The organism is Bradyrhizobium sp. BEA-2-5, assembly GCF_032918025.1.
Taxonomy (GTDB): domain Bacteria; phylum Pseudomonadota; class Alphaproteobacteria; order Rhizobiales; family Xanthobacteraceae; genus Bradyrhizobium; species Bradyrhizobium pachyrhizi.
In genome coordinates this window covers 8,034,336-8,054,276 of the sequence record NZ_CP136629.1, presented here as the reverse complement: position 1 = coordinate 8,054,276, position 19,941 = coordinate 8,034,336, and the positions used below count along the sequence as shown (strand labels likewise).

20 protein-coding genes and 1 pseudogene are annotated in these 19,941 nt (G+C 64.5%); 18 read left to right on the top strand and 3 right to left on the bottom strand.

Annotated elements, in window-relative coordinates; all coding sequences use genetic code 11:
* The first annotated feature begins 143 nt into the window (after positions 1 to 143).
* From RX327_RS37615 to RX327_RS37565, 11 genes and pseudogenes are all read left to right on the top strand, one after another.
* On the top strand, positions 144 to 1,187 hold the full coding sequence (locus RX327_RS37615; protein ID WP_317248905.1) for an ABC transporter substrate-binding protein: 1,044 nt from the start codon (positions 144 to 146) through the stop codon (positions 1,185 to 1,187).
* 16 nt (positions 1,188 to 1,203) lie between these two features.
* Complete coding sequence (locus RX327_RS37610; protein ID WP_410712127.1) at positions 1,204 to 2,007, top strand: ABC transporter ATP-binding protein; 804 nt, start codon at positions 1,204 to 1,206, stop codon at positions 2,005 to 2,007.
* The gene (locus tag RX327_RS37605; protein WP_317248903.1) at positions 2,004 to 2,792 is read left to right on the top strand and encodes an ABC transporter permease; all 789 of its coding nucleotides are present in this window, start codon (positions 2,004 to 2,006) and stop codon (positions 2,790 to 2,792) included. Before RX327_RS37610 ends, RX327_RS37605 begins: the two co-directional genes overlap by 4 nt.
* Positions 2,792 to 3,775, top strand: coding sequence for a 2-hydroxyacid dehydrogenase (locus tag RX327_RS37600; RefSeq protein WP_317248902.1), 984 nt, complete (start codon positions 2,792 to 2,794; stop codon positions 3,773 to 3,775). The genes RX327_RS37605 and RX327_RS37600 overlap by 1 nt, the downstream gene beginning before the upstream one ends.
* Positions 3,775 to 4,472, top strand: a pseudogene (locus RX327_RS37595) (AprI/Inh family metalloprotease inhibitor). Before RX327_RS37600 ends, RX327_RS37595 begins: the two are co-directional and overlap by 1 nt.
* A 343-nt stretch (positions 4,473 to 4,815) precedes the next feature.
* Complete coding sequence (locus tag RX327_RS37590) at positions 4,816 to 5,187, top strand: YciI family protein (protein ID WP_028337595.1); 372 nt, start codon at positions 4,816 to 4,818, stop codon at positions 5,185 to 5,187.
* 14 nt (positions 5,188 to 5,201) lie between these two features.
* Complete coding sequence (locus RX327_RS37585; protein ID WP_050382448.1) at positions 5,202 to 5,552, top strand: YciI family protein; 351 nt, start codon at positions 5,202 to 5,204, stop codon at positions 5,550 to 5,552.
* Positions 5,553 to 5,583: 31 nt separating this feature from the next.
* Positions 5,584 to 6,867: an RNA polymerase sigma factor gene (locus tag RX327_RS37580; protein WP_050382700.1), complete on the top strand. Its 1,284-nt coding sequence runs from the start codon at positions 5,584 to 5,586 to the stop codon at positions 6,865 to 6,867.
* Positions 6,868 to 7,062: 195 nt separating this feature from the next.
* Positions 7,063 to 7,440 (top strand): hypothetical protein, encoded by a 378-nt coding sequence (locus RX327_RS37575; protein ID WP_050382449.1) that lies wholly within the window; start codon positions 7,063 to 7,065, stop codon positions 7,438 to 7,440.
* A 188-nt stretch (positions 7,441 to 7,628) separates the two neighbouring features.
* Positions 7,629 to 8,657 carry a putative zinc-binding metallopeptidase gene (locus RX327_RS37570; RefSeq protein ID WP_028337591.1) on the top strand — a complete coding sequence of 343 codons (1,029 nt, stop codon included), beginning with the start codon at positions 7,629 to 7,631 and terminating at the stop codon, positions 8,655 to 8,657.
* A complete protein-coding gene (locus tag RX327_RS37565) occupies positions 8,654 to 9,688 on the top strand; it encodes an ATP-grasp domain-containing protein (protein ID WP_050382451.1) in 1,035 nt (344 codons plus the stop codon). Before RX327_RS37570 ends, RX327_RS37565 begins: the two co-directional genes overlap by 4 nt.
* A gap of 10 nt (positions 9,689 to 9,698) precedes the next feature.
* Here the strand turns inward: RX327_RS37565 and RX327_RS37560 are convergent, their stop codons facing one another.
* The 3 genes from RX327_RS37560 to RX327_RS37550 form a co-directional block, all read right to left on the bottom strand.
* On the bottom strand, positions 9,699 to 9,971 hold the full coding sequence (locus tag RX327_RS37560) for a hypothetical protein (RefSeq protein ID WP_050382453.1): 273 nt from the start codon (positions 9,969 to 9,971) through the stop codon (positions 9,699 to 9,701).
* Positions 9,972 to 10,331: 360 nt separating this feature from the next.
* The gene (locus tag RX327_RS37555) at positions 10,332 to 10,958 is read right to left on the bottom strand and encodes a Crp/Fnr family transcriptional regulator (protein WP_157342401.1); all 627 of its coding nucleotides are present in this window, start codon (positions 10,956 to 10,958) and stop codon (positions 10,332 to 10,334) included.
* Positions 10,959 to 11,094: 136 nt separating this feature from the next.
* The gene (locus RX327_RS37550) at positions 11,095 to 12,069 is read right to left on the bottom strand and encodes a lytic transglycosylase domain-containing protein (protein ID WP_317248901.1); all 975 of its coding nucleotides are present in this window, start codon (positions 12,067 to 12,069) and stop codon (positions 11,095 to 11,097) included.
* Between the two features lie 183 nt (positions 12,070 to 12,252).
* On the opposite strand from RX327_RS37550, the gene RX327_RS37545 reads away from it, so the two are divergent.
* The 7 genes from RX327_RS37545 to RX327_RS37515 all read left to right on the top strand — a co-directional run bounded on the left by RX327_RS37545 (position 12,253) and on the right by RX327_RS37515 (position 19,885).
* Complete coding sequence (locus tag RX327_RS37545; RefSeq protein WP_317248900.1) at positions 12,253 to 13,278, top strand: L,D-transpeptidase family protein; 1,026 nt, start codon at positions 12,253 to 12,255, stop codon at positions 13,276 to 13,278.
* A 189-nt stretch (positions 13,279 to 13,467) separates the two neighbouring features.
* The gene (locus tag RX327_RS37540) at positions 13,468 to 14,271 is read left to right on the top strand and encodes a dienelactone hydrolase family protein (protein WP_244481664.1); all 804 of its coding nucleotides are present in this window, start codon (positions 13,468 to 13,470) and stop codon (positions 14,269 to 14,271) included.
* A 66-nt stretch (positions 14,272 to 14,337) separates the two neighbouring features.
* Entirely contained in the window at positions 14,338 to 15,258 is a 921-nt protein-coding gene (locus RX327_RS37535) for a hypothetical protein (RefSeq protein WP_317248899.1), read from the top strand.
* A 209-nt stretch (positions 15,259 to 15,467) separates the two neighbouring features.
* Positions 15,468 to 17,132: a thiamine pyrophosphate-binding protein gene (locus tag RX327_RS37530; RefSeq protein ID WP_317248898.1), complete on the top strand. Its 1,665-nt coding sequence runs from the start codon at positions 15,468 to 15,470 to the stop codon at positions 17,130 to 17,132.
* 121 nt (positions 17,133 to 17,253) lie between these two features.
* Positions 17,254 to 18,024, top strand: coding sequence for an SDR family NAD(P)-dependent oxidoreductase (locus RX327_RS37525; protein ID WP_050382473.1), 771 nt, complete (start codon positions 17,254 to 17,256; stop codon positions 18,022 to 18,024).
* 478 nt (positions 18,025 to 18,502) lie between these two features.
* Positions 18,503 to 18,769 (top strand): hypothetical protein, encoded by a 267-nt coding sequence (locus tag RX327_RS37520; protein WP_152977378.1) that lies wholly within the window; start codon positions 18,503 to 18,505, stop codon positions 18,767 to 18,769.
* 198 nt (positions 18,770 to 18,967) lie between these two features.
* Positions 18,968 to 19,885 carry a DMT family transporter gene (locus RX327_RS37515; protein WP_317248897.1) on the top strand — a complete coding sequence of 306 codons (918 nt, stop codon included), beginning with the start codon at positions 18,968 to 18,970 and terminating at the stop codon, positions 19,883 to 19,885.
* Positions 19,886 to 19,941 lie beyond the last annotated feature (56 nt).

The following is a 19,941-nucleotide window of genomic DNA, read 5'->3' as shown; positions in this document are numbered from 1 at the left end:
AAGCCGGTCGTTTCAATACAAGCGTTTCACGGGATGGATTTGCAGGCTAGTTTGTTTAACATCATAACGGGTTCGCGTCTCCGGGCGCGGTCCACGTCTTCCCGCCTTCCATCATGGGCCATAATGATCGACGGAGTCCAACCATGATCCCGGCCTTTTTGCTGCGAGCGTTAACCACAAGCCTTCTGACCGCCACGCTTTGCGTTGCCGCGGCGCTTGCCCCGGCGCGGGCGCAGAGCTCGGACAAGACCTTCGACAAGGTCACCTTCGGCACCAACTGGGTCGCCGAGGCCGAGCATGGCGGCTTCTTCCAGGCGGTTGCCGACGGCACCTACAAGAAATACGGGCTCGACGTCACCATCGTCCCCGGCGGTCCCAACGAGAACAACCGCATGCTGCTGATCGCCGGCAAGATCGATTTCTTCATGGCCGCGAACACGCTGATGTCGTTCGACGCCGTCGCCAACAACGTGCCGCTGGTCGCCATCGCCGCGATCTTCCAGAAGGATCCGCAGGTGATGCTGACGCATCCCGACGCCAAGGTCACGAAGATCGAGGATCTCAAGCCGCTGACGCTGTTCGTCTCCAAGGAGGGCATGGGCAGCTATTTCCAATGGCTGAAGTCCGAATACGGCTTCGACGAGAACAAGGTGAAGCCCTATACCTTCAACCCGCAGCCCTTCATCGTGAACAAGCAGAGCGCGATGCAGGGTTACGTCACCTCCGAGCCCTTCGCGGTGGAGAAGGCCGCGGGCTTCAAGCCCAACGTGCTGCTGCTCGCCGATTACGGCTTCAACACCTATTCGACCCTGATCGAGACGCGCCGCGACATCGTCGAGAAGAAGCCCGATCTGGTCCAGCGCTTCGTCGATGCCTCCATGATCGGCTGGTACAATTACATCTACCGCGACAATTCCGCCGGCAATGCCCTGATCAAGCAGCTCAATCCGGAGATGACCGACGATCTGCTTGCCTATTCCGTCGCCAAGATGAAGGAACACGGCATCGTCGATTCCGGCGACAGCTTGAAGAACGGCATCGGCGCGATGAGCGACGAGCGGATGGCGAGCTTCTTCGACAAGATGGTGCGGGCCGGCGTGGTCAAGAGCGGCATCGACTATCGCCAGGGCTACACGCTGCGCTTCGTCAACAAGGCGGTCGGCGCCGAACTCCGGCCGAAGAACTGACGGGTGCGGACGGACGATGGCGGGACCTGCGTTGTCTGGATCTGATGCAGCGTCGGCCGTGCGCCTGCGCGGCGTCAGCAAGACCTATGACAGTGGCGTGAGGGCGCTCGGGCCGCTCGACCTCGATGTGCGGCGAGGCGAGTTCGTCTCGCTGCTCGGGCCCTCCGGTTGCGGCAAGTCCACTGCGCTGCGTCTCATTGCAGGTCTCGCCACGCCAAGCGCCGGCACGGTCGAGGTCTCGCATCATGGCGCCGAGCAGCGCGGCAGCCACCGCATCGGCTTCGTATTTCAGGAGCCGACCCTGATGCCGTGGGCTACCGTGCGCGACAATGTTCGCCTGCCGCTGAAGCTCGCCCGGCTGCCTGCGACCGACGCCGACGCCCGCATCGATGCGGCGCTGGATCAGGTCGGGCTCGCCGATTTCGCCGATGCCTATCCGCGCGAGCTCTCCGGCGGCATGAAGATGCGGGTGTCGCTGGCGCGCGCGCTCGTCACCGACCCCGAGATCCTCCTGATGGACGAGCCGTTCGCAGCCCTCGACGAGATCACGCGCTTCCGCCTCAACAACGATCTGCTCGCCCTGTGGCGCCGCCTTCGCAAGACCGTCATCTTCGTCACCCATTCGGTGTTCGAGTCCGTCTATCTTTCCGAGCGTGTGATCGTGATGACCGCCCGCCCGGGCCGGATCGGCGCGGAGTTTCGCATCAGCTCGCCGGAACCGCGCGGTGAGGAGTTCCGCACCTCGGCTGAATATGCCGCGTTCTGCCGCGAGGTCTCCAATGCACTGGCGCCATCCTATGCGGGGCAGGCGGGCGCATGAAGTCTCCGCAAGACCTCGTCCGTTTTCTGCTTCCGGTCGCGGTGTTTGCCGCTGGCCTCGTGCTCTGGGAAGCCATCGTCCGCGGCTATGGCATCCAGCCCTATGTGCTGCCGAGCCCGCTGTTGGTGCTGAAGACACTGGTTGCGGACTGGCCTATCCTGTCACAATCGCTCGCCACCACGCTGCTGACCACGCTCGAGGGGTTCCTCGCGGCGAGCATCGGCGGCATCGCGCTGGCGCTGCTGTTCAACCAGTCGAAATGGGTCGAATATTCGCTGTTCCCCTATGCCGTGGTCCTGCAGGTGACGCCCGTCATCGCAATCGCGCCGCTGCTGCTGATCTATCTGGAGCAGCAGACCGCGGTCGTGGTCTGCGCCTGGATCGTGGCGTTCTTTCCGGTGCTGTCGAACACGACGCTCGGCCTCAATTCGGTGGATCGCAACCTCGCCGGATTGTTTCAACTTTATGGCGCCTCACAGCTGCAGACGCTGCTGTTCCTGAAGCTGCCCGCGGCGCTGCCCTATATCCTCGGCGGTCTGCGCATCGCCGGCGGGCTGTCGCTGATCGGCGCGGTCGTGGCCGAGATCGCGGCGGGAACTGCCGGCGCCGGCTCCGGCCTCGCCTACAGGATCGCGGAGTCCGGCTATCGCTTGAACATACCCCGCATGTTCGCGGCGCTGCTTCTGCTGTCGCTGGCCGGGATTGTCATCTATGGGGTGCTGGCGCTAGTTTCCCATTTGTTGCTGCGACGTTGGCATGAAAGCGCGTTAGGAAAGGACAGTTGATGGCCCCGATTTCTTCCGAAAAGATCGATCTGTTGATCTATGGACCGATCCGGCCAATCCTCGAAAACGGCTTTCCCGATCAATACGTGCTGCACCGCGCCGAGAGCCGCGGCGACCTCGAGCGGCTGACGCCCGATACGCTGGCCAAGATCCGCGGCATCGCCGTCACCTATCATACGATGGCGACCGACAAGACCGCGCTGGCGCTGTTTCCGAAGCTCGAGATCGTCGGCAGCTTCGGCGTCGGCTACGACCACGTCGATTCCGCCTATGCGCGCGATCACAATATCGTCGTCACCAACACGCCCGACGTGCTGACCGAGGAGGTCGCCGACGTCGCGATGGGCCTTCTGATCGCCACCTTGCGCGAGTTCATCAAGGCCGACCGCTATGTCCGCTCCGGCCTCTGGCAGACGCAGAACTATCCGCTCAGCGTCGGCTCGTTGCGCGACCGCAAGGTCGGCATCGTCGGCATGGGCCGGATCGGCCAGGCCATCGCGCGCCGGCTCGACGCCTCGCTGGTGTCGGTGGTCTACCACTCGCGCAATCCGTCCAAGGACGTCTCCTACAAGCACTACCCTGACCTGCTCGAGATGGCGAAGGCGGTGGACACGCTGATGGTGATCGTGCCCGGTGGCGCCGCCACGAACAAGATGATCAATGCCGAGGTGCTGAAGGCGCTCGGTCCGCGCGGTGTGCTGGTCAACGTCGCGCGCGGCTCGGTGGTGGACGAGCCGGCGCTGATCCAGGCGCTGAAATCAGGCACCATCCTCGCCGCCGGCCTCGACGTGTTCGCGGCCGAGCCGAACGTGCCGGACGAGCTCAAGACCATGCAGAACGTCGTGCTGCTGCCGCATATCGGTTCGGCCTCGGTGGTGACGCGCAACGCGATGGACCAGCTCGTGGTCGACAATCTCAAGGCCTGGTTTGCCGGCAAGGCGCCGCTGACGCCGGTTGCGGAAACGCCGGTCAAGGGGCGCTGATGTCGTTGTCCCGCCTCAACGCCGTGCTGTGTCTGCTGCTGGCCGCGTGCGGTCCGGTGGCGGCGCAGGACGTCACGACGTTGAAGAAGGACATGATCGGACAGTGGGAACTCTCGACCACCGAGCGCAGCAAGACCTGCGTCGTCACGCTCAAGAGCGATGCGGCGGCGCAGGGCTTCAAGCTGGAGCTGGAGCCGGCCTGCGCGGCCGCGCTGCCCTTCACCAAGGACATCACCGGCTGGAGCATCAAGGGCCTCGGCGACATCGTGCGGCTGCACAATGCCGCCGGCGAGACCGTGATCGATTTCACCGAAGTCGAGACCGGCATCTTCGAAGGGATGCGCACCAGGGCGAGGGCGTCTACATCCTGCAGGATCTCGCTGCCGCGCGTTCGATGGCCAAGTCGATGGACCAGATGATCGGCGACTGGTCGATGGTGCGCGGCAACGGTCAGCCGGTCTGCGGGCTGACGCTGACCAACACCGACGCCGGCAACAACAATTTCCAGGTGTTCCTGAAAGGCAAATGCGATCCCGCGGTCGCGGCCTTCAACCCGACCATGTGGCGGCTCGATCACGGCCAGATGATCCTGATGTCGGCCAAGGGCCAGGCCTGGCAGTTCGAGGCCGACGACCACGCGCAGTGGCGGCGCGTCCCCGACACCGCCGATCCCCTGATCATGCTGCGTGAACAGTAGGTCGCTGCTCACACATATCCGGAGCGACGTGGCGGGTCCGTTGGCCGGGCCACAAAACCGCTGTCGCCCCTGCGAAAGCAGGGACCCATAGCCACCATGCAGGTTGGTTGCAACGCTGTGGCCACAGCTCGTTTCGGCAACTCACCCCTGTGGTTATGGGTCCCTAGCTTTCGCAGGGACGACGATCGGGGTGGAGCCGTCTCGGCTTTCGATCTGCACCCTCACAGCTCCAAAATAATTCCCTTGCCCCTGTCGATCCGGGCCGCCCCGGATCGTCGTCCTCCATAGCGAGCCGATTTTTCACCGCGACCGTCCCGCGGCTTGCCTGAAACAGGAGCAATTCATGCGCTTTATGTCGATCGTTACCTCGTCCCAGCCGCCGCAGCAGCCGACCCCGGAGCTGCTGGAGGCCATGCACAAGCTCGCCGACCGCGAGATCAAGGCCGGCCGCATGATCGACAATGCCGGCCTGATGCCGCTCGCCACCGGCGCGCAGGTCCGCCTGGTCGGCGGTGAGCTCAGCGTGGTCGACGGTCCCTTCGTCGAGGCCAAGGAAGTGATCGGCGGCTACGCGATCTCGGACGTCCACAGCAAGGAGGAAGCGATCGCGCTCGCGGTCGAGTTCATGCAGCTGCACAAGGTTCACATGCCGGGCTGGGAAGGCACCTGCGAGGTTCGCGCCTTTGCAGGTTTCGCCGGCCAGTGCGGTGCGTAAGCGGAGGACAAGCGATGCGCTTCATGTATGTCCTGGTGGCCGAGAAGCCGATGCTGCCGAATCCCGCGTTGAGGGAGGCGATCCGGAAGCTGGCCGAACGCGAGATCGCGGCCGGCCGGATGCTCGATACCGGCGCGCTGCTGCCGCGCACGGCGGGCGCGGAGGTGCGGATCAAGGATCGCAAGCTCACCGTCACCGACGGTCCCTTCATGGAAGCCAAGGAGGTAGTCGGCGGCTACGCCATCTTCGAGCTGAAGGACAAGGAGGAGGCGGTGGCGCGCGGCGTCGAGTTCATGCAGCTTCATCTCGACCACATGCCGGACTGGGAATTGTCATGCGAGGTTCGCCCCTTCATGGAGTGCTGATGGCCTCCTCAGCCGGATGCCGGTGGCCGCCATGACGGTCGACGACGTCAAGCGCACCATCCTCGGTGTGTGGCGCATCGAGCAGCCGCGGCTGATCACCAGCCTGTCGCGGATGCTGCGTGATGTGCCGCTCGCCGAGGACCTGACCCAGGAAGCGCTGGTCGCCGCGCTCGAGCATTGGCCGGCCGCTGGCGTGCCGGAAAAGCCCGGTGCCTGGCTGATGGCGACGGCCAAGCGCCGCGCGCTCGATCATCTGCGCCGCAACCGCATGCTGGCCGAAAAGCACGGCGTGATTGCGCACGACCTGACGCGGGAGCAGGAGACCATGCCCGACTTCGATTCCGCGCTCGACGACGATATCGGCGACGAATTGCTGCGGCTGATCTTCACCGCCTGCCATCCGCGCCTGTCGCGGGAGGCGCGCGCCGCGCTGGCGCTCAGGATGATCTGCGGCCTCACCACCGAGGAGATCGCGCGCGCCTTCCTGCAGGCGGAGGCGACCATCGCCCAGCGCATCGTGCGCGCCAAGCGCACATTGTCGGAGTCAGGCCTTGCCTACGAGACGCCGCGCGGCGAGGAACTGTCCGAGCGGCTCGCCTCCGTGCTCGAGGTCGTCTACCTCATCTTCAACGAGGGTTATACCGCGGCAAGCGGCGACGAATGGCTGCGGCCGCAGCTCTGCAACGAGGCGCTGCGCATGGGCCGCGTGCTGACCTCGATCGCGCCATCGGAGCCGGAGGCGCACGGGCTGCTGGCGCTGATGGAGTTCAACGCCTCGCGGATGGCGGCACGTACCGATGCGTCCGGCGAGCCGATCCTGCTGATGGACCAGAACCGCGCGCGGTGGGATCGCCTGCAGATCCGCCGCGGGCAGCTCGCGCTGGCGCGGGCCCGCGAGCTCGGCGGCGCCGGCGGCTTCTATGTGCTGCAGGCCGCGATCGCCGCCTGCCACGCCGAGGCCGGCACGCCTGATGCGACCGACTGGCACCGCATCGCCGCGCTCTACGGCGACCTCGCCGCGCTCTTGGATTCTCCCGTGATCGAGCTCAACCGCGCGGTTGCGATCGGCATGGCCGAGGGGCCGCTCGCCGCGCTCGCGATCGTCGACGGTCTCGCGGGTGAGCCGGCGCTGAAATCCTATCATCTGCTGCCGAGCGTGCGCGGCGATCTGCTGCATAAGCTGAGCCGTTTCGCGGAGGCGCATGCTGCGTTCGAGGCCGCCGCCGCGCTGGCCGGCAATTCGCGCGAGCGTGAGTTCCTCAAGCGGCGCGCCGCGATCGCCGCGCGTGCCGCGCAGGATCATGGCTGCCGCTGACGGCTCCGCGATTTCGACGGAGCGAGACCACGTAGCCCGCATGAGCGAAGCGACATGCGGGTCTTTGCGAAGGGCGACCCCGGGTGTCGCGTCGCTCACCCGGGCTACAAGGTTGCTGCGGGTCGTCGTGTCCGCGATTTCGACTCAAACCTGCGGCATGCTCGGACGAATTCTTTTGGACCGGGAACTGCCACCATGACAAAGCCATCCGTGCTGGCGATCGGCCTCGACCCGACCTTCGTCGATCTGTCCGTCATGCCGCAGTTCACGCCCGAACTGGTGCGCAGCTATCTCGGCGCGCAGATCGAAGGCCTGCGGACGCTCGGCTACGACGTCGAGAGCTGCCTGATCGACCTCGGCGATACCGCGGAAGCCGTGACGGCGGCGGCTCTCAACGCGCGCCGCTACGACTGCGTCGTGATTGGTGCCGGGCTGCGCGAGCCGCCGGAGCGGCTCTTGCTGTTCGAGACGATTCTCAATCTGGTGCACCGGCTCGCCCCCCATGCCGCGATCTGCTTCAACACCAGGCCGGCCGATACCGCCGCGGCCGTGCAACGCTGGGTCAAACCTTAGGATGCAAGATGAGCGGGCGCCTTGAGCCGGCGAATCGGGCTCGCCGCGCCGTCCACCGTGCATGGCCGGCGCTCGGGCCGGCCCGACGCCGGCATTGGCCGGGGCCCGCCGCGAAGGTCCGGCGGTTGTTGCCGGCGGCAACCTATGACACCATCCAGAGTCCGATTTGTTTTAGACTTTGGAAGCTTATGCCGCGCCGCAAATTTGCCTGGGAGAAGCTGACGGACGAGCAGTTGCTCGCGCAACCGCTCAACCGTCTGAGGGTTGCCGTCGAGGGCACTTGGCTCGCCGATTGTGTGAATACGCTCTATGAGGAGCTCGAGGAGCGCGGCATCCGGTTGCGGCCGCATACATGGATCTCGAGCGAATGGTTCAGCCCGGCGGATGTGCCCGGCATCGCGATCCCGTTCTACCTCGCCCATCCCCGCCTGATGAAGCTCGAGAAGAAGATGATGCTCGACGTCGAGGGCGCCTCGTGGTCCGAGTGCATGGCCATTCTCCGCCACGAGGCGGGGCACGCCGTGCAGCACGGCTACCAGCTGCAGCGCCGCCGGCGCTGGCAGCAGCTGTTCGGTCCGTCGTCGCAGCACTACCCGCGCTACTACCGGCCCAATCCGGCCAGCCGCAATTATGTCCAGCACCTTCGGCTCTGGTACGCGCAGAGCCATCCGGACGAGGACTTCGCCGAGACCTTCGCGGTGTGGCTGCGGCCGCGCTCGAACTGGCGGACCCGCTATGCCGGCTGGCCCGCGCTGAAGAAGCTAGAATATGTCGACGAGCTGATGGGCGAGATCGCCGGCAAGCGGCCGCAGCTCGCGACGCGCGAACGGGTCGATCCGCTGCATACGCTCAAGCAAACGCTCGCCGAGCACTACCGGAAGAAGCAGGCATTCTACGCTTTCACGCCGCCGAAGACCTACGACCGCGATCTTTCTAAGCTGTTCTCCGCCGATCCGCGGCATTATCGGCGTCCGCCGGCCGCGGCCTTCATCAGGCGGCACCGCGCCCAGATCAGGCAGCTGGTGGCGCGGTGGACGGGCGAGAACCAGTTGACGCTCGATGCCGTGCTTGACGACATGATCTCGCGCTGCCGCGAACTCAATCTGCGTGCCGTCGGCCCCGAGCAGAAGCTCGTGACAAACTTCACCATTCTGCTGACCGCCAAGACCATGCACGCGCTGTTCGGCCCGTCGCGCCGGAAATGGATCGCGCTATGAAACAGCTTCGCATTCTGGTGCTGATGCACCCGGACTGTGTGCCGCCCGACTCCAGCGATGGATACAGCGCGCGGGAGATCAACGAGTGGAAGACGGAATACGACGTCGTGAGCACCCTGCGCGCGGCCGGCCATGAGGTTCGTCCGCTCGGCGTGCAGGAGGAAATCAAGCCGGTGCGCGACGAGATCGAGGGCTTCAAGCCGCACGTCGTGTTCACGCTGCTGGAGGAGTTTCACTACGACGTCGTGTACGACCAGCACATCGCGAGCTATCTCGAGCTGATGAAGATCGCCTATACCGGGTGCAATCCGCGCGGCCTGATCCTGGCACGCGGCAAGGATCTGTCCAAGACGCTGGTGCACCATCGCCGGATTCCGGTGCCGGCCTTCGCGGTGTTTCCGATGCGCCGCAAGGTCAAGCGGCCGCCGCGTCTCGAGCTGCCGCTGATCGTCAAGAGTCTGAGCAGCGACGGATCGCTCGGTATCTCGCAGGCGTCGATCGTCGATACCGACGAGAAGCTCGCCGAGCGCGTCGCCTTCATCCATGAGCGGATCGGAACGGCCGCGATCGCCGAGCAGTTCATCGAGGGACGCGAGCTCTATGTCGGTGTGCTCGGCAACAACCGGCTGCGGGTGCTGCCGGTGTGGGAACTGAAATTCGGCAGCATGGGTGGCCCCGCTGCGCGCCAGATCGCCACCGAAAAGGTCAAGCACGATACCAGCTATCAGGAACGCGTCGGGATCGTCGACGGCCCGGCCGAGGATCTCACGCCGGAACTATCCGCCCATATTCAACGGCTGGCGAAGCGCATCTACCGGACCCTGGGGCTCGATGGCTATGCGCGCATCGACTTCCGCCTGTCGACCAATGGCGTTCCCTATTTCATCGAGGCCAATCCCAACCCCGAAATCGCCAAGAGCCAGGAGTTCGCGACGGCCGCCGGGCATGACGGGCTGGACTATCCGGATCTCTTGCAGCGCATCGTGACGCTCGGAATAAGCCGCGCCAAGGCCGGCGCATCGCTGGGCTGACTCGAGGCCGCTAAAGGCTGCGCTGCATCGGATGGCGTCGCGCATCCCTGGGGATGAACATCGCAAACGTTTCCCTAACGCGCGCGGCCGGCGTCACGGTGCCGGCGGCCGCGGACACCGGGGCCGCCGTCGGACGAAACGCGTCCGGTTCCGGCCAGCGCCGTGCAAGGATTTCGTTTACCGAAACCGGCATTGCGAGCCCATCATTGTGGCAGCTGTCGTAGACGTACAAACCGGCAAGAAAAATCGATACGACAACAAGGATCGTCCTGAAAATCGGCATTGTGCTTGCGCCTTCTTGATTGAGGCGAACAATGCCCGGTGACGGTGAACCGCGCGTTTAGCGCCGAGGCCGATCGGCCGATACGGTTCCCAACTCATGAACGCGGGCCGCGTAAACGGCCCGCTTACCAATGCCTTCAAGGTTGCGGCAACCAGCTTTCCTCACCGGCGGGAAAGAAGTCTCTGGCATTGAAAGACCAACAACAAAGACTGAGGAGGCACCATGTTCGTCGCCATTCGAGTCATGATCCTGATCGCCAGTGCATATGCCGGCTCGGCCGTTGCAGAGATGCAGTTTGCGCCGCTGCCGAGCCTTACGGCGTCGTCCGCGCCGTAACGCCGGCAAACGAGGCGGCGCGCTCTACGCCGGACTGGGCGCCGCCGCGCCGACCGCGATTGCGCGCGCTGCGTTTTCCGTCATCCTCGTCGCCGTCAGGCGCAGGAAATACAGCGACAGTCCCGGGTTGCGCTCGCACAGCTTCCTCAGCGCGCCGTCGCTGATCCAGAGCAGCTCCACATCGGTCGCAGCTTGAGCGGTTTGCGTGCGGCGGCGCTCGAGCGAAAACAGCCCGATCTCGCCGAACAGTTCACCCGCAGATACCCCGCGATCGATCTCGGGAAACCTGACCTCGCCCGATACGACCATGTACAGCAGGTCGGCGTCGTCGCCCTTCCGGAAGATTGTTTCTCCCGCCTTGAGATGCTTCGGCTGCATGAACGGTTGCAGCCAATTCGGAGAAAGGTCCGTCGCTGCGGCACGCTTCGCTTTCCGAAGCAGCCGAACCATCTGGAACAGCAACACCACGTTCAGAGGCAGCAGAATGATATGCAGGATGAGCACCGGGTAGATCCGGTCGCCCAATCCATAGCTGATGAATGCCAAATTGCTGAATATCGCGACAGCGCGCAGGCTCAACATCGTGCTCATGCAGAACGTCAGCAACACAAGTGCAGAAGCCAGGTAACCCAAACCATCGATCAACGTCATGACAACGCCCACTGGGAAATGAATTGCAAGCAATCCGATCTGAAAACGACCGGCAACATACACCAGTGCGCTCAGTTTCCTGAGCGGAAATGTGGCCGGCCCGCACTTGCGGCGGTGCACGCGTCGTGACGCGGCCTCAGCTCGACGAACGCGCGCGCGAGGCGACGTGAACGGCCCGGCCCTTCGCCGGCTTTGCCCTGGCGGCGACGACGGTCCGGCGCGCCTTGCTGAGCCGGGCCGCGCCCGGCGAACTCTTTCTGAGCAGCAGCGCGAGCCGCTTGCGCGTGCGGCCGGCGATCGACCTTGCCGCCTCTCGCGCGGCCCCGGCCTTGCGGATGATCGTCGTCACCGCGGACGCCGGCGACGCCGCAACGAAGGCGACATCCTTCGCCTTGGAGAGACTGCCGATGCCTTCGCACGGCGCTTCGCGCGGCAGGTCGATGCGAATCGCAAGCGCCTCGGTACGTTCGATCCAGTCTTCGGCTTTGGTGCCGGTGATGATCCGGACATAGTCGCGCGTCTCGCGCGGCAGCTCGCTCTCCCTGGCAAGCCATTTCTGGATGCGGCCGGGACCTGCGTTGTAGGCGGCGGCAGCAAGGCCGAGATTGCCGAAATCGTCGCGAAGCTTGCGCAGGAATTTTGCCGATGCCGGCAGCGCCTTCATGGGATCGAAGGGATCGTCGAGTCCGACCTCGGCGGCTGTCCCTGGCATGAACTGCGCGACGCCCTGCGCGCCGGCATGGCTGACCTCGTTGGACTTGAAGCGGCTCTCCTGCCAGAGCAGGCGGGCGAAGAATGCCACGGGGATTTCGCTCGCCTGCGCCGCGTCCTTCAGGCTGTGGCAGAATTTGTCGATCGCGGACAGCTGCGGGTCGGCCGCGGCATCGCTCGGCTGCGCCGCAGGCGCGGGCGTCTTGTCCGCGTCCGTCGCAGCGGGTGCCTCGCTGGCATCGGCGCTTTCGATAAAGCGTGCGGCAAACGGAACGGCGTCTGATGTCGCGTCGCGCGAGAATGTCGGGGCTTGGGTTGAGGCATTGATCGAGCCGGGCGAACGATCAAAGTCGAGCATCAAGACAAGAAACGCGGCAAGCGCCGCGATGACAAATCGCATTTGCTTCGTGAGACCTGAATTGTGATGTGAGTTGCGCGCAAATGCACTTCGGATCACGACTTTTTAGCGGGTCGATTGCGGCGAAGCCGCGAAATCAGCTGTTCCGCCGCGGAACTTCGCTGCTATTCGCATTGGAACTTCGACGCTTTCCGTAGCTTTACGGTAGCCACGTTGGGATACGCGATGTTCCGACCGTTTTCCGTTGCACGCTTTGCCATTGCGCTTTTGCTCGTGTCGGCCGCGCCGGCGGTGGCCGCGGGTCTTGATGCGGCCGCGATCAACAACGTGGCGGCGCCGCCGGCAAAGTTGCCGGACGGTCGTCAGCTCAACGCCTTCGTTGCCAGGCTCGAGATCCTGCTCGACCGCGCGCATTTCTCTCCCGGTGAGATCGACGGCAAGCTGGGCGACAACGCGCAGAAGGCGCTCCGGGCGTTTGCCGACGCCAATGGATTGCCCTTCGACAAGGCGGTGACGCCGGAGCTCTGGAGCAGGCTCGCCGCCGCCAGCGACGGGCCTGCGATCGCCAGCTACACGATCGTCGATGCCGACGTGAAGGGCCCGTTCGCGAAGAGGATCCCCGCGAGGATGGAGAGCATGAAGAGCCTGCCGGCGCTGGGCTACACCAGTCCGCGCGAAGCGCTCGCGGAAAAATTCCACATGAGCGAGGCGTTGCTTCAGGCGCTCAATCCGGGACAGAAGTTCGACAAGGCCGGCGAGACCATTGCGGTTGCGAACGTCGTCGACGCCGGAAAGCCGCCGCCGATCGCGCGTGTGGAGGTCGATAAGACGCGGCAGGCGCTCAGCACGTTCGATGCAGCAGGCAAGCTGCTCGGCTTCTATCCTGCGACAGTCGGCAGCGCGGATAAGCCGACGCCGAGCGGAACGCTGAAGGTGACGGCGATCAACAAGGACCCGACCTATCGCTACAATCCAAAATACGCATTCAAGGGCGTCAGATCGAAGACGCCGTTCACGATCAGGCCCGGTCCGAACAACCCGGTTGGTGTGGTCTGGATCAACCTCTCGGGAGAAGGCTATGGCATTCACGGCACCCCCGATCCCGACAAGGTCTCCAAGGCGGAGTCCCATGGCTGCGTCCGGCTCACCAACTGGGACGCGCAGCGCGTTGCGTCCGGTATCGCGAAGGGGACGCCGGTTGCGTTCATCGATAGCGCGACAAGCTCAGCAACGGCGAGCGAGACGCGCTGACCTTGACGCAACGTCGTTCACAGATCAGCAACCGACAGAAATGTCGACGCGCTCGGCCTCGGGCCGGACGCCCGTGCGCTCGAGAGATGATGCGTAGCCCGCGAAGCAAAGCGGCTCCGCTTTCCATGCCTAGCGCGGGATTCGCTGGTATGCCAATGTCGCATCGTGCCAAACCCGCAGGAGGTCAGCATGCGAACGATCATAACGAATATAGTGGGAGCACTCTGCGCCATCGCGATGGTCGCGAGCGCACACGCAGCGGTCAAGGAAGAGCCGGTCACCTATACCGACGGCGAGACCACGATGAAGGGCTTCGTCGTCTATGACGACGCGACCCAGGCCAAGCGGCCCGGCATCGTCATGGTGCACGAATGGTGGGGCATCACCCCGCATATCCATAGCGAAGCGCGGAAGTTCGCGGAGCAGGGCTACGTGGCGTTCATCGCGGATATGTACGGCGACGCCAAGACTGCCGACAACCCGAAGGATGCCGGCGCGCTCTCGGGGGCGGTGATGAAGAACCCGAAGGTGATGGAGCAGCGCTTCAACGCCGCACGCGAGCAACTCGCCAAGCAGGCCTCGGTCAATCCGCAGCGGATCGGTGCCGTCGGTTACTGCTTCGGCGGGGCGGTGGTGCTGAACATGGCGCGCACCGGCGCCGATCTCGCCGCCGTCGCGGGCTTCCACGCATCGCTCGGTCTCAACACCCCCGCACCGGCGCCGGGCACCGTCAAGGCGAAAATCCTGATCCTGAACGGCGCCGACGACCCGTTCGTGAAGCGCGAGCAGTACGATGCGCTGAAGAAGGATTTCGACGCGGCGAAGGCCGATTACCGCATCGTCGAGTATCCCGGCGCGGTGCACGCGTTCACGAACCCCGAAGCCACCGAGCTCGGCAAGAAGTTCAACCTGCCGCTCAGATACGACGCCAAGGCCGATCAGGAATCCAAGGCCGAAGCCGCAAAGCTGTTTGCCGCCAACCTCAAGAAATAAGCAAAAGGGCCACCTAAACGGTGGCCCTTTTCTTTGGCTGGTTCGGCCGCGGGACAGGCAAGGCCGGTGTCGCTGCGGCACCTTGCGGAAGCTGCAATCAATCCTCCATTAACGATGGCCGCCGGGAAACTCGACGCAATCGGTTACCGGATCGGCAAGCACTTCCGGCTAGGGTCGGGCATCCGCAGACAGGGTGCCAAGCCGGTGGGCCTCATCTACACGATCGTTGTTCTGAGCCAGCTTCCGTTTTATGGCTTTATCATCGGCTTCGCCTGGGCCGCGAGCGTCGCAGCGCGCAACGGTCGGCGCGGGCGTGCGCTGGTGCTGGCCGTGGTCGCCGCGCTTCCGCTCGTGAGCTACCTTTACGCCTATGTCGAAGCGAGAGTGATGGCGCCGCCGGCACGTCAGGCTGAGGTGGCATCCTGGCCGCGCATAAGCATCACGCGCGAAAATCGGCCCCGGGTTTTCCTCACCACGTGGGGGATCGACGGGTATGTCCCGAAAACGATGGTTGCGCTCGGCCTGTTCGAGAAGGCGTATGGCGTGATCGGTGACGACTGGTACAGCGTCGAGCGCGTGAACAGTGCGGCATGCGTCGACGCCGGCAAGGATGAGCGTGCCATCCGCAACCGAAATCCGAACGAACCCAACCCATGCATGAGGCTCACGAAAATCGAGCGGCGCGACACTCTTCGGCTGAACGCACCGCAAATTGCGGAACCGCATCTGCGCTTGCTTGCCGACCGGGATGCGCCGTCCCACCGCGAAATCGACAGAACGGCTTTCGCGAGCAGCACGCTCGAACTCCGGCTCGTTTCACAACAAGGCAGCGAACTGGTCTCGTTCTGGGAGGCGCCGTATTTCCGGGTTCCGTCTATTCCGCCGCTTTTGGGAAGAGCAGGCTGGTCGCGGGGCTGGTTTGTGGGAGAGCACACTCCTCGACCTGATATCGCGCAATTCGTTCGCGATGCGCTCCACGGCAACTAGGATCAAGGTCGGCGCGTCCCGCGGCTATCGCGATCCACGACAGCGCTTGCCCCAGTGGTTCGACGCCGTGATGCGGCGCGCGGCCGCGCCTTGAAGCCATGCGGAAGACGCAGCCGGCCGCGCGGATGCTGGCCGTCTCGCACGGTTGCCACGGGGCGCTCCCCGGCCGATGATGCGCAAAACGGATCAGAACAATCGAGAGGGAGCGAATGCGCGGGCGTCGTGTGCTGATGGAATCGTTCGTGTCGCACGGCGTGCGTCATATCTTCGGCAATCCCGGCACGACCGAAACGCCGCTGCTCGATAGCCTGCCGGCATTTCCGCAACTCGAATACATCATGGCGCTGCACGAAGGTGTCGCGGTCAGCGCCGCCAGCTTCTACGCGCAGGCGTCGGGGCGTGTCACCGTCGCGAACCTGCACGTCGCTCCCGGCCTCGGCAACGGCATCGGTTCGCTGTACGGCGCGCTGAAGGCGGGTTCGCCCGTGGTCGTGACGGCCGGTCAGCAGGATACCCGAATGCGGCTGAAGAATCCGCTGCTCGGCCATGACCTCGTCGCGATGGCGGCGCCGGTGACCAAGTGGAGCGTGCAGATCGAGCGCGCCGACGAGATCGCGCCGATCATGCGCCGCGCGTTCAAGGTGGCGACCGATGCGCCGCAGGGGCCGGTGTTCGTGTCGCTGCCGATCGACGTCATGGAACAGGAGACCGCGGTCGATGCTCTGGCGCCGGACAATTTGTGGCGCTCGACGCGCCCCGATCCGGCCGGCATCGAAGCGCTTGTCGCGCTGCTTCTGAAGTCGAAGAAGCCGGCCATCATCGCCGGCGACGACGTGGCACGATCGGGCGGCGAGCAGGCGCTGGTGGCGCTCACGGAAGTGATCGGCGCCACCGTGCGGTTCGAGGGGCTCCGCCATCACGCGCCGTTCCCGACCAGCCATCCGAACTATCGTCAGTCGCTTCCGGGCGACGCCCGGCAGGTGCGCAAGGCGCTCGGCGATACCGATCTCGTGCTGCTGATCGGCGGTCCGTTCTTTGAGGACATCTGGTTTGCGCCCGATGGCCACATTCCCGACGGCGCCTCCGTGCTGCAGATCGAAGCTTCGGCCGAGCGCCTCGCGCTCAACAACCGGCTCGATGCCGGCATCGTCGGCGACATCGCCGTCAGCGTCAGTGCATTGTCGGAAGCGGTGCATGCGAAGGCCAGCGCGGACTTCAGGCAGGCCGCGCAGAACCGCAATGCCGCGCTGGCCGAATTGCAGGCGAAGGAGAAGGAGGCCTATCGCGCGCGCGTCGAGAAAAGCTGGGACCGGCAGCCGACCGCGATGCCGCGTGTCACCGCGGAGCTTCGTCGCGGCCTGCCCGATGATGTCGTCATCGTCGATGAAAGCATCACCGCGAGCCTTGATCTCGCGCGCGCCTTCGACTATCGCGGGTTCGGCGATTATTTCGGCGGCCGTGGCGGCGGCATCGGCCAGGGCCTCGCCGGCGCGATCGGCGTCAAGGTCGCGATGCCGGATCGTCCGGTGGTTGCGATCTCCGGCAACGGCTCGGCGATGTACGCGATCCAGGCGCTGTGGACCGCCGCGCACCACAAGCTTGCGATCGTGTTCGTGGTGCTGGCCAACCGCGAGTACCGCATCCTCAAGCACAATGTGGATGTCTGGCGGCAGAACTTCGAAGCCGGCACCCAGCATCCCTACCAGAACATGGATATCACTGGCCCCGCGCTCGACTTCGTGCATCTCGCGGCCGGCATGGGCGTCGAGGCGGTCAGGGTCGAGAAGGCCGACGACATTGCCGGTGCAGTCGCAAAGGCTGTCGCAGCGCAGCGGCCGTACCTCGTCGAGATCGCAATCGAAGGCAAGCGCTAAAGCATGATCCGGATAAGTGCGCAGCGGCTTTCCGACAAGAACATGCTTAAACAAAGAGCTTATGCGCATTAATGATTCAGCCCAATTTCATCGCACTCTCACCGCGCTCGAGGAGTTTCTCATGGCAGGCATTCTGGACGGCAAGGCCGCATTGGTGACGGGCGGCGGCTCCGGCATCGGCCGGGCGACGGCAATTGCCATGGCGCGCGAAGGCGCGTGCGTGGCGGTGTCGGACCTCTCGAAGGACGGCATCGAGGAGACCGTCGCGCTGATCAATGCCGCCGGCGGCCAGTCGATCGCGATCCAGGGCGACGTCACCGACGAGGCTGAGGTCGCGAACATGGTGGCCCGCACGGTTTCGGCGTTCGGGCGCATCGATTGTGCGTTCAACAATGCCGGCGTTGCCGGGCGCTCCGTCGGCCCGCCCGGCCAGCGCATTCATGAACTCACGCAAGCCTCGGTGGCCAAGATGTTCTCGGTGAACCTGATGGGCGTGTTCCTGTGCCTGAAATACGAGATCGCGCAAATGCTCAAACAGGGCGGCGGCGGCGCCATCGTCAACACCGCCTCGATCGCAGGCCTGGTCGGCCTCGCGACGTCCGGCCACTATGTCGCGACCAAGCACGGTGTCGTCGGACTGACCAAGTCCGCCGCGATCGAATATGCCCAGGACGGCATCCGCGTGAACTGCGTCAATCCCGGATACATCAAGACACCGATGACCAAGGAGACGATGGACGAGCGTTACGACGAGATCATCGCCAAGGTGCCCGTCCGTCGCCTGGGCGTGCCCGAGGAAATCGCCGAAGCCGTGGTCTGGATGTGCTCGGACAAGGCGTCGTTCATGACCGGCGCATCGCACGTGGTCGACGGCGGCTATAGCGCCGCCTGATCTTCCGAAGGGCCTTTGTTTACGTTAGTGGCCCAGTTGCACAAACATTCGATCATCGCGGCATGATGGGCCGCGTTGATCTTCGTGGCCTCGGTGCTCTTGCTGCGAGTGATGCATCTCAGGCAATATGGCGCTTGGCAACGAAGAACTTCGAGGTTTGGTGTTCAAACTCAATCGCATTGTCGGTTTCATCATTCTAGCAGTGCTCGTCTACGGCGTGCTTCAGGCTTATGGGTTACTTCCTGAGGGCGCACCTCGGCTGTTTCCTCAACGCAGCGGCTCGCCTGCGGCTTTAGATTGATGCTCCACATCCGAACGGCCGCTGCTGGCCCGAAGCGGACGTCGCGGCGGCAAGGCATGATGTTGCCTTTTGACCCATAGCGGGCATCGTTTGCCGCCAGTTTTGGTCGTTCTCCTATGGCAAACGGAACTGAAGCCGGCCCCGCCTGTTTGCTACGATTAGCCAAGGGAGGTCGGAATGCGGATCATTCTGATGACGGCGATTGGCTGGGCGTTGTCGTGTGGATTTGCGATAGCCCAGGCCGATCCCAACAAGGACGTGAACACGGCAACCGGGCGCTCGGCACCGGAAGAAAAAGGTCAACCACAGCCACAAGGTTGGACCGGGCCGCTTGAAACAAAATCAGGTGGTGCGCCGCCGGAAAGCCCGCAAGGTCAAAGCCCGCCGGGAATGCAGGCAGCGCCGGACGGATCGACAAAGACGGTGGTCGAGCCGCGGAAGTAAGTCCCCACTTCTTGTCTGTGAAGGTCAGCTTCGCTTAGGGTGAAACGGCCCGCAAGGTCGCCTTTTAGGCAAAGCGGGCATGGCGGCGGCGCGGAATGAAGTCACAGCTTGGCCCAAGCGGCTCTTGAAGGGCTTGCGCCAACCAGCCGTGCATACCAGTGGGTTGATCCGCCTCGGTAGCTAACGTAGTCGTTCGCGATGAACGAACGTCCGGCCATCGCCAAGGCTGCAGCTCTTCCGGATACGAAAGCCATCCTGCTCGGGGTCGCATGCGGCCTCGGTGCGGCACTGTGCTGGGCGCTCGGCTTCGTGGCGACCCGACACGGCCTGAAGGTCGGGTTCACGCCCGTCGACCTGCTGATGCATCGCTTCCTGTGGTCGGGCATCGTCTTCCTGCCGCTCGTTGTGCGCGCCGGCCTCCGCGATCTCTGCGGCATCGGCTGGAGCAGGGGCCTCGTGCTGATGGTGCTCGGCGGCCCCGTGATGTCGCTGATCTCCTACACCGGCTTCCTGTTCGTACCGCTCGGCCACGGCAGCGTGATCCAGCCCTCTTGCGCGACGCTGGGCGGCTTGTTTCTCGCGGTCGTCTTGCTGAAGGAATCAGTCTCGCTCTCGCGGGCAGCCGGCGCTGTCGTCATCGTCGTCGGCCTCGCCGTGATCGGCAGCGAGTCGATCGGCCATATGGGGCCGAGCGCCGTGATGGGCGATTTGATCTTCGTTGCGACCGGATTGATGTTCGCGGGCTTCGCCACGCTGGTGCGCTACTGGCGTGTCTCGGCCTTCTCCGTGGCCAGTGTCATCAGCGTGCTGTCGCTCTCGCTGTTTCCACTGTACGCCGCCTCGGGTGGGCTCGCTCGCGATGCGGTCATCGGCCTGCATGAAAACACGCTGCAGGCCATCGCCCAGGGCATCCTGGCCGGGCCCGCGGCGATGTATCTGTTCGCGGTGTCGATCCAGCGCCTGGGCGTTGCCCGCGCAGCCGTATTTCCTGCGACCGTGCCGGTGCTGACCTTGCTGTTGGGATGGCTGCTGATCGGCGAGCCACCAACCACGCTGCAGGCAGCCGGATTGGCCGCCGTGTTGGCCGGATTCTATCTCGCGCAGCGGCAGCGCTAGACGGCTTTGCCGACGTCCTGATTGGCGCGCGGTCGCGGCGACGATTGACAAGCACG

Coding starts and splice junctions, on each gene's coding strand:
- RX327_RS37555 (WP_157342401.1), bottom strand. CDS start 10,958: ATGACGTTGATCGATGGTTTGGGTTACCTGGCTTCTGCACTTGTGTTG.
- RX327_RS37605 (WP_317248903.1), top strand. CDS start 2,004: ATGAAGTCTCCGCAAGACCTCGTCCGTTTTCTGCTTCCGGTCGCGGTG.
- RX327_RS37550 (WP_317248901.1), bottom strand. CDS start 12,069: ATGCGATTTGTCATCGCGGCGCTTGCCGCGTTTCTTGTCTTGATGCTC.
- RX327_RS37540 (WP_244481664.1), top strand. CDS start 13,468: ATGCGAACGATCATAACGAATATAGTGGGAGCACTCTGCGCCATCGCG.
- RX327_RS37600 (WP_317248902.1), top strand. CDS start 2,792: ATGGCCCCGATTTCTTCCGAAAAGATCGATCTGTTGATCTATGGACCG.
- RX327_RS37590 (WP_028337595.1), top strand. CDS start 4,816: ATGCGCTTTATGTCGATCGTTACCTCGTCCCAGCCGCCGCAGCAGCCG.
- RX327_RS37525 (WP_050382473.1), top strand. CDS start 17,254: ATGGCAGGCATTCTGGACGGCAAGGCCGCATTGGTGACGGGCGGCGGC.
- RX327_RS37520 (WP_152977378.1), top strand. CDS start 18,503: ATGCGGATCATTCTGATGACGGCGATTGGCTGGGCGTTGTCGTGTGGA.
- RX327_RS37560 (WP_050382453.1), bottom strand. CDS start 9,971: ATGCCGATTTTCAGGACGATCCTTGTTGTCGTATCGATTTTTCTTGCC.
- RX327_RS37570 (WP_028337591.1), top strand. CDS start 7,629: ATGCCGCGCCGCAAATTTGCCTGGGAGAAGCTGACGGACGAGCAGTTG.
- RX327_RS37575 (WP_050382449.1), top strand. CDS start 7,063: ATGACAAAGCCATCCGTGCTGGCGATCGGCCTCGACCCGACCTTCGTC.
- RX327_RS37515 (WP_317248897.1), top strand. CDS start 18,968: ATGAACGAACGTCCGGCCATCGCCAAGGCTGCAGCTCTTCCGGATACG.
- RX327_RS37615 (WP_317248905.1), top strand. CDS start 144: ATGATCCCGGCCTTTTTGCTGCGAGCGTTAACCACAAGCCTTCTGACC.
- RX327_RS37610 (WP_410712127.1), top strand. CDS start 1,204: ATGGCGGGACCTGCGTTGTCTGGATCTGATGCAGCGTCGGCCGTGCGC.
- RX327_RS37585 (WP_050382448.1), top strand. CDS start 5,202: ATGCGCTTCATGTATGTCCTGGTGGCCGAGAAGCCGATGCTGCCGAAT.
- RX327_RS37530 (WP_317248898.1), top strand. CDS start 15,468: ATGCGCGGGCGTCGTGTGCTGATGGAATCGTTCGTGTCGCACGGCGTG.
- RX327_RS37545 (WP_317248900.1), top strand. CDS start 12,253: ATGTTCCGACCGTTTTCCGTTGCACGCTTTGCCATTGCGCTTTTGCTC.
- RX327_RS37580 (WP_050382700.1), top strand. CDS start 5,584: ATGACGGTCGACGACGTCAAGCGCACCATCCTCGGTGTGTGGCGCATC.
- RX327_RS37565 (WP_050382451.1), top strand. CDS start 8,654: ATGAAACAGCTTCGCATTCTGGTGCTGATGCACCCGGACTGTGTGCCG.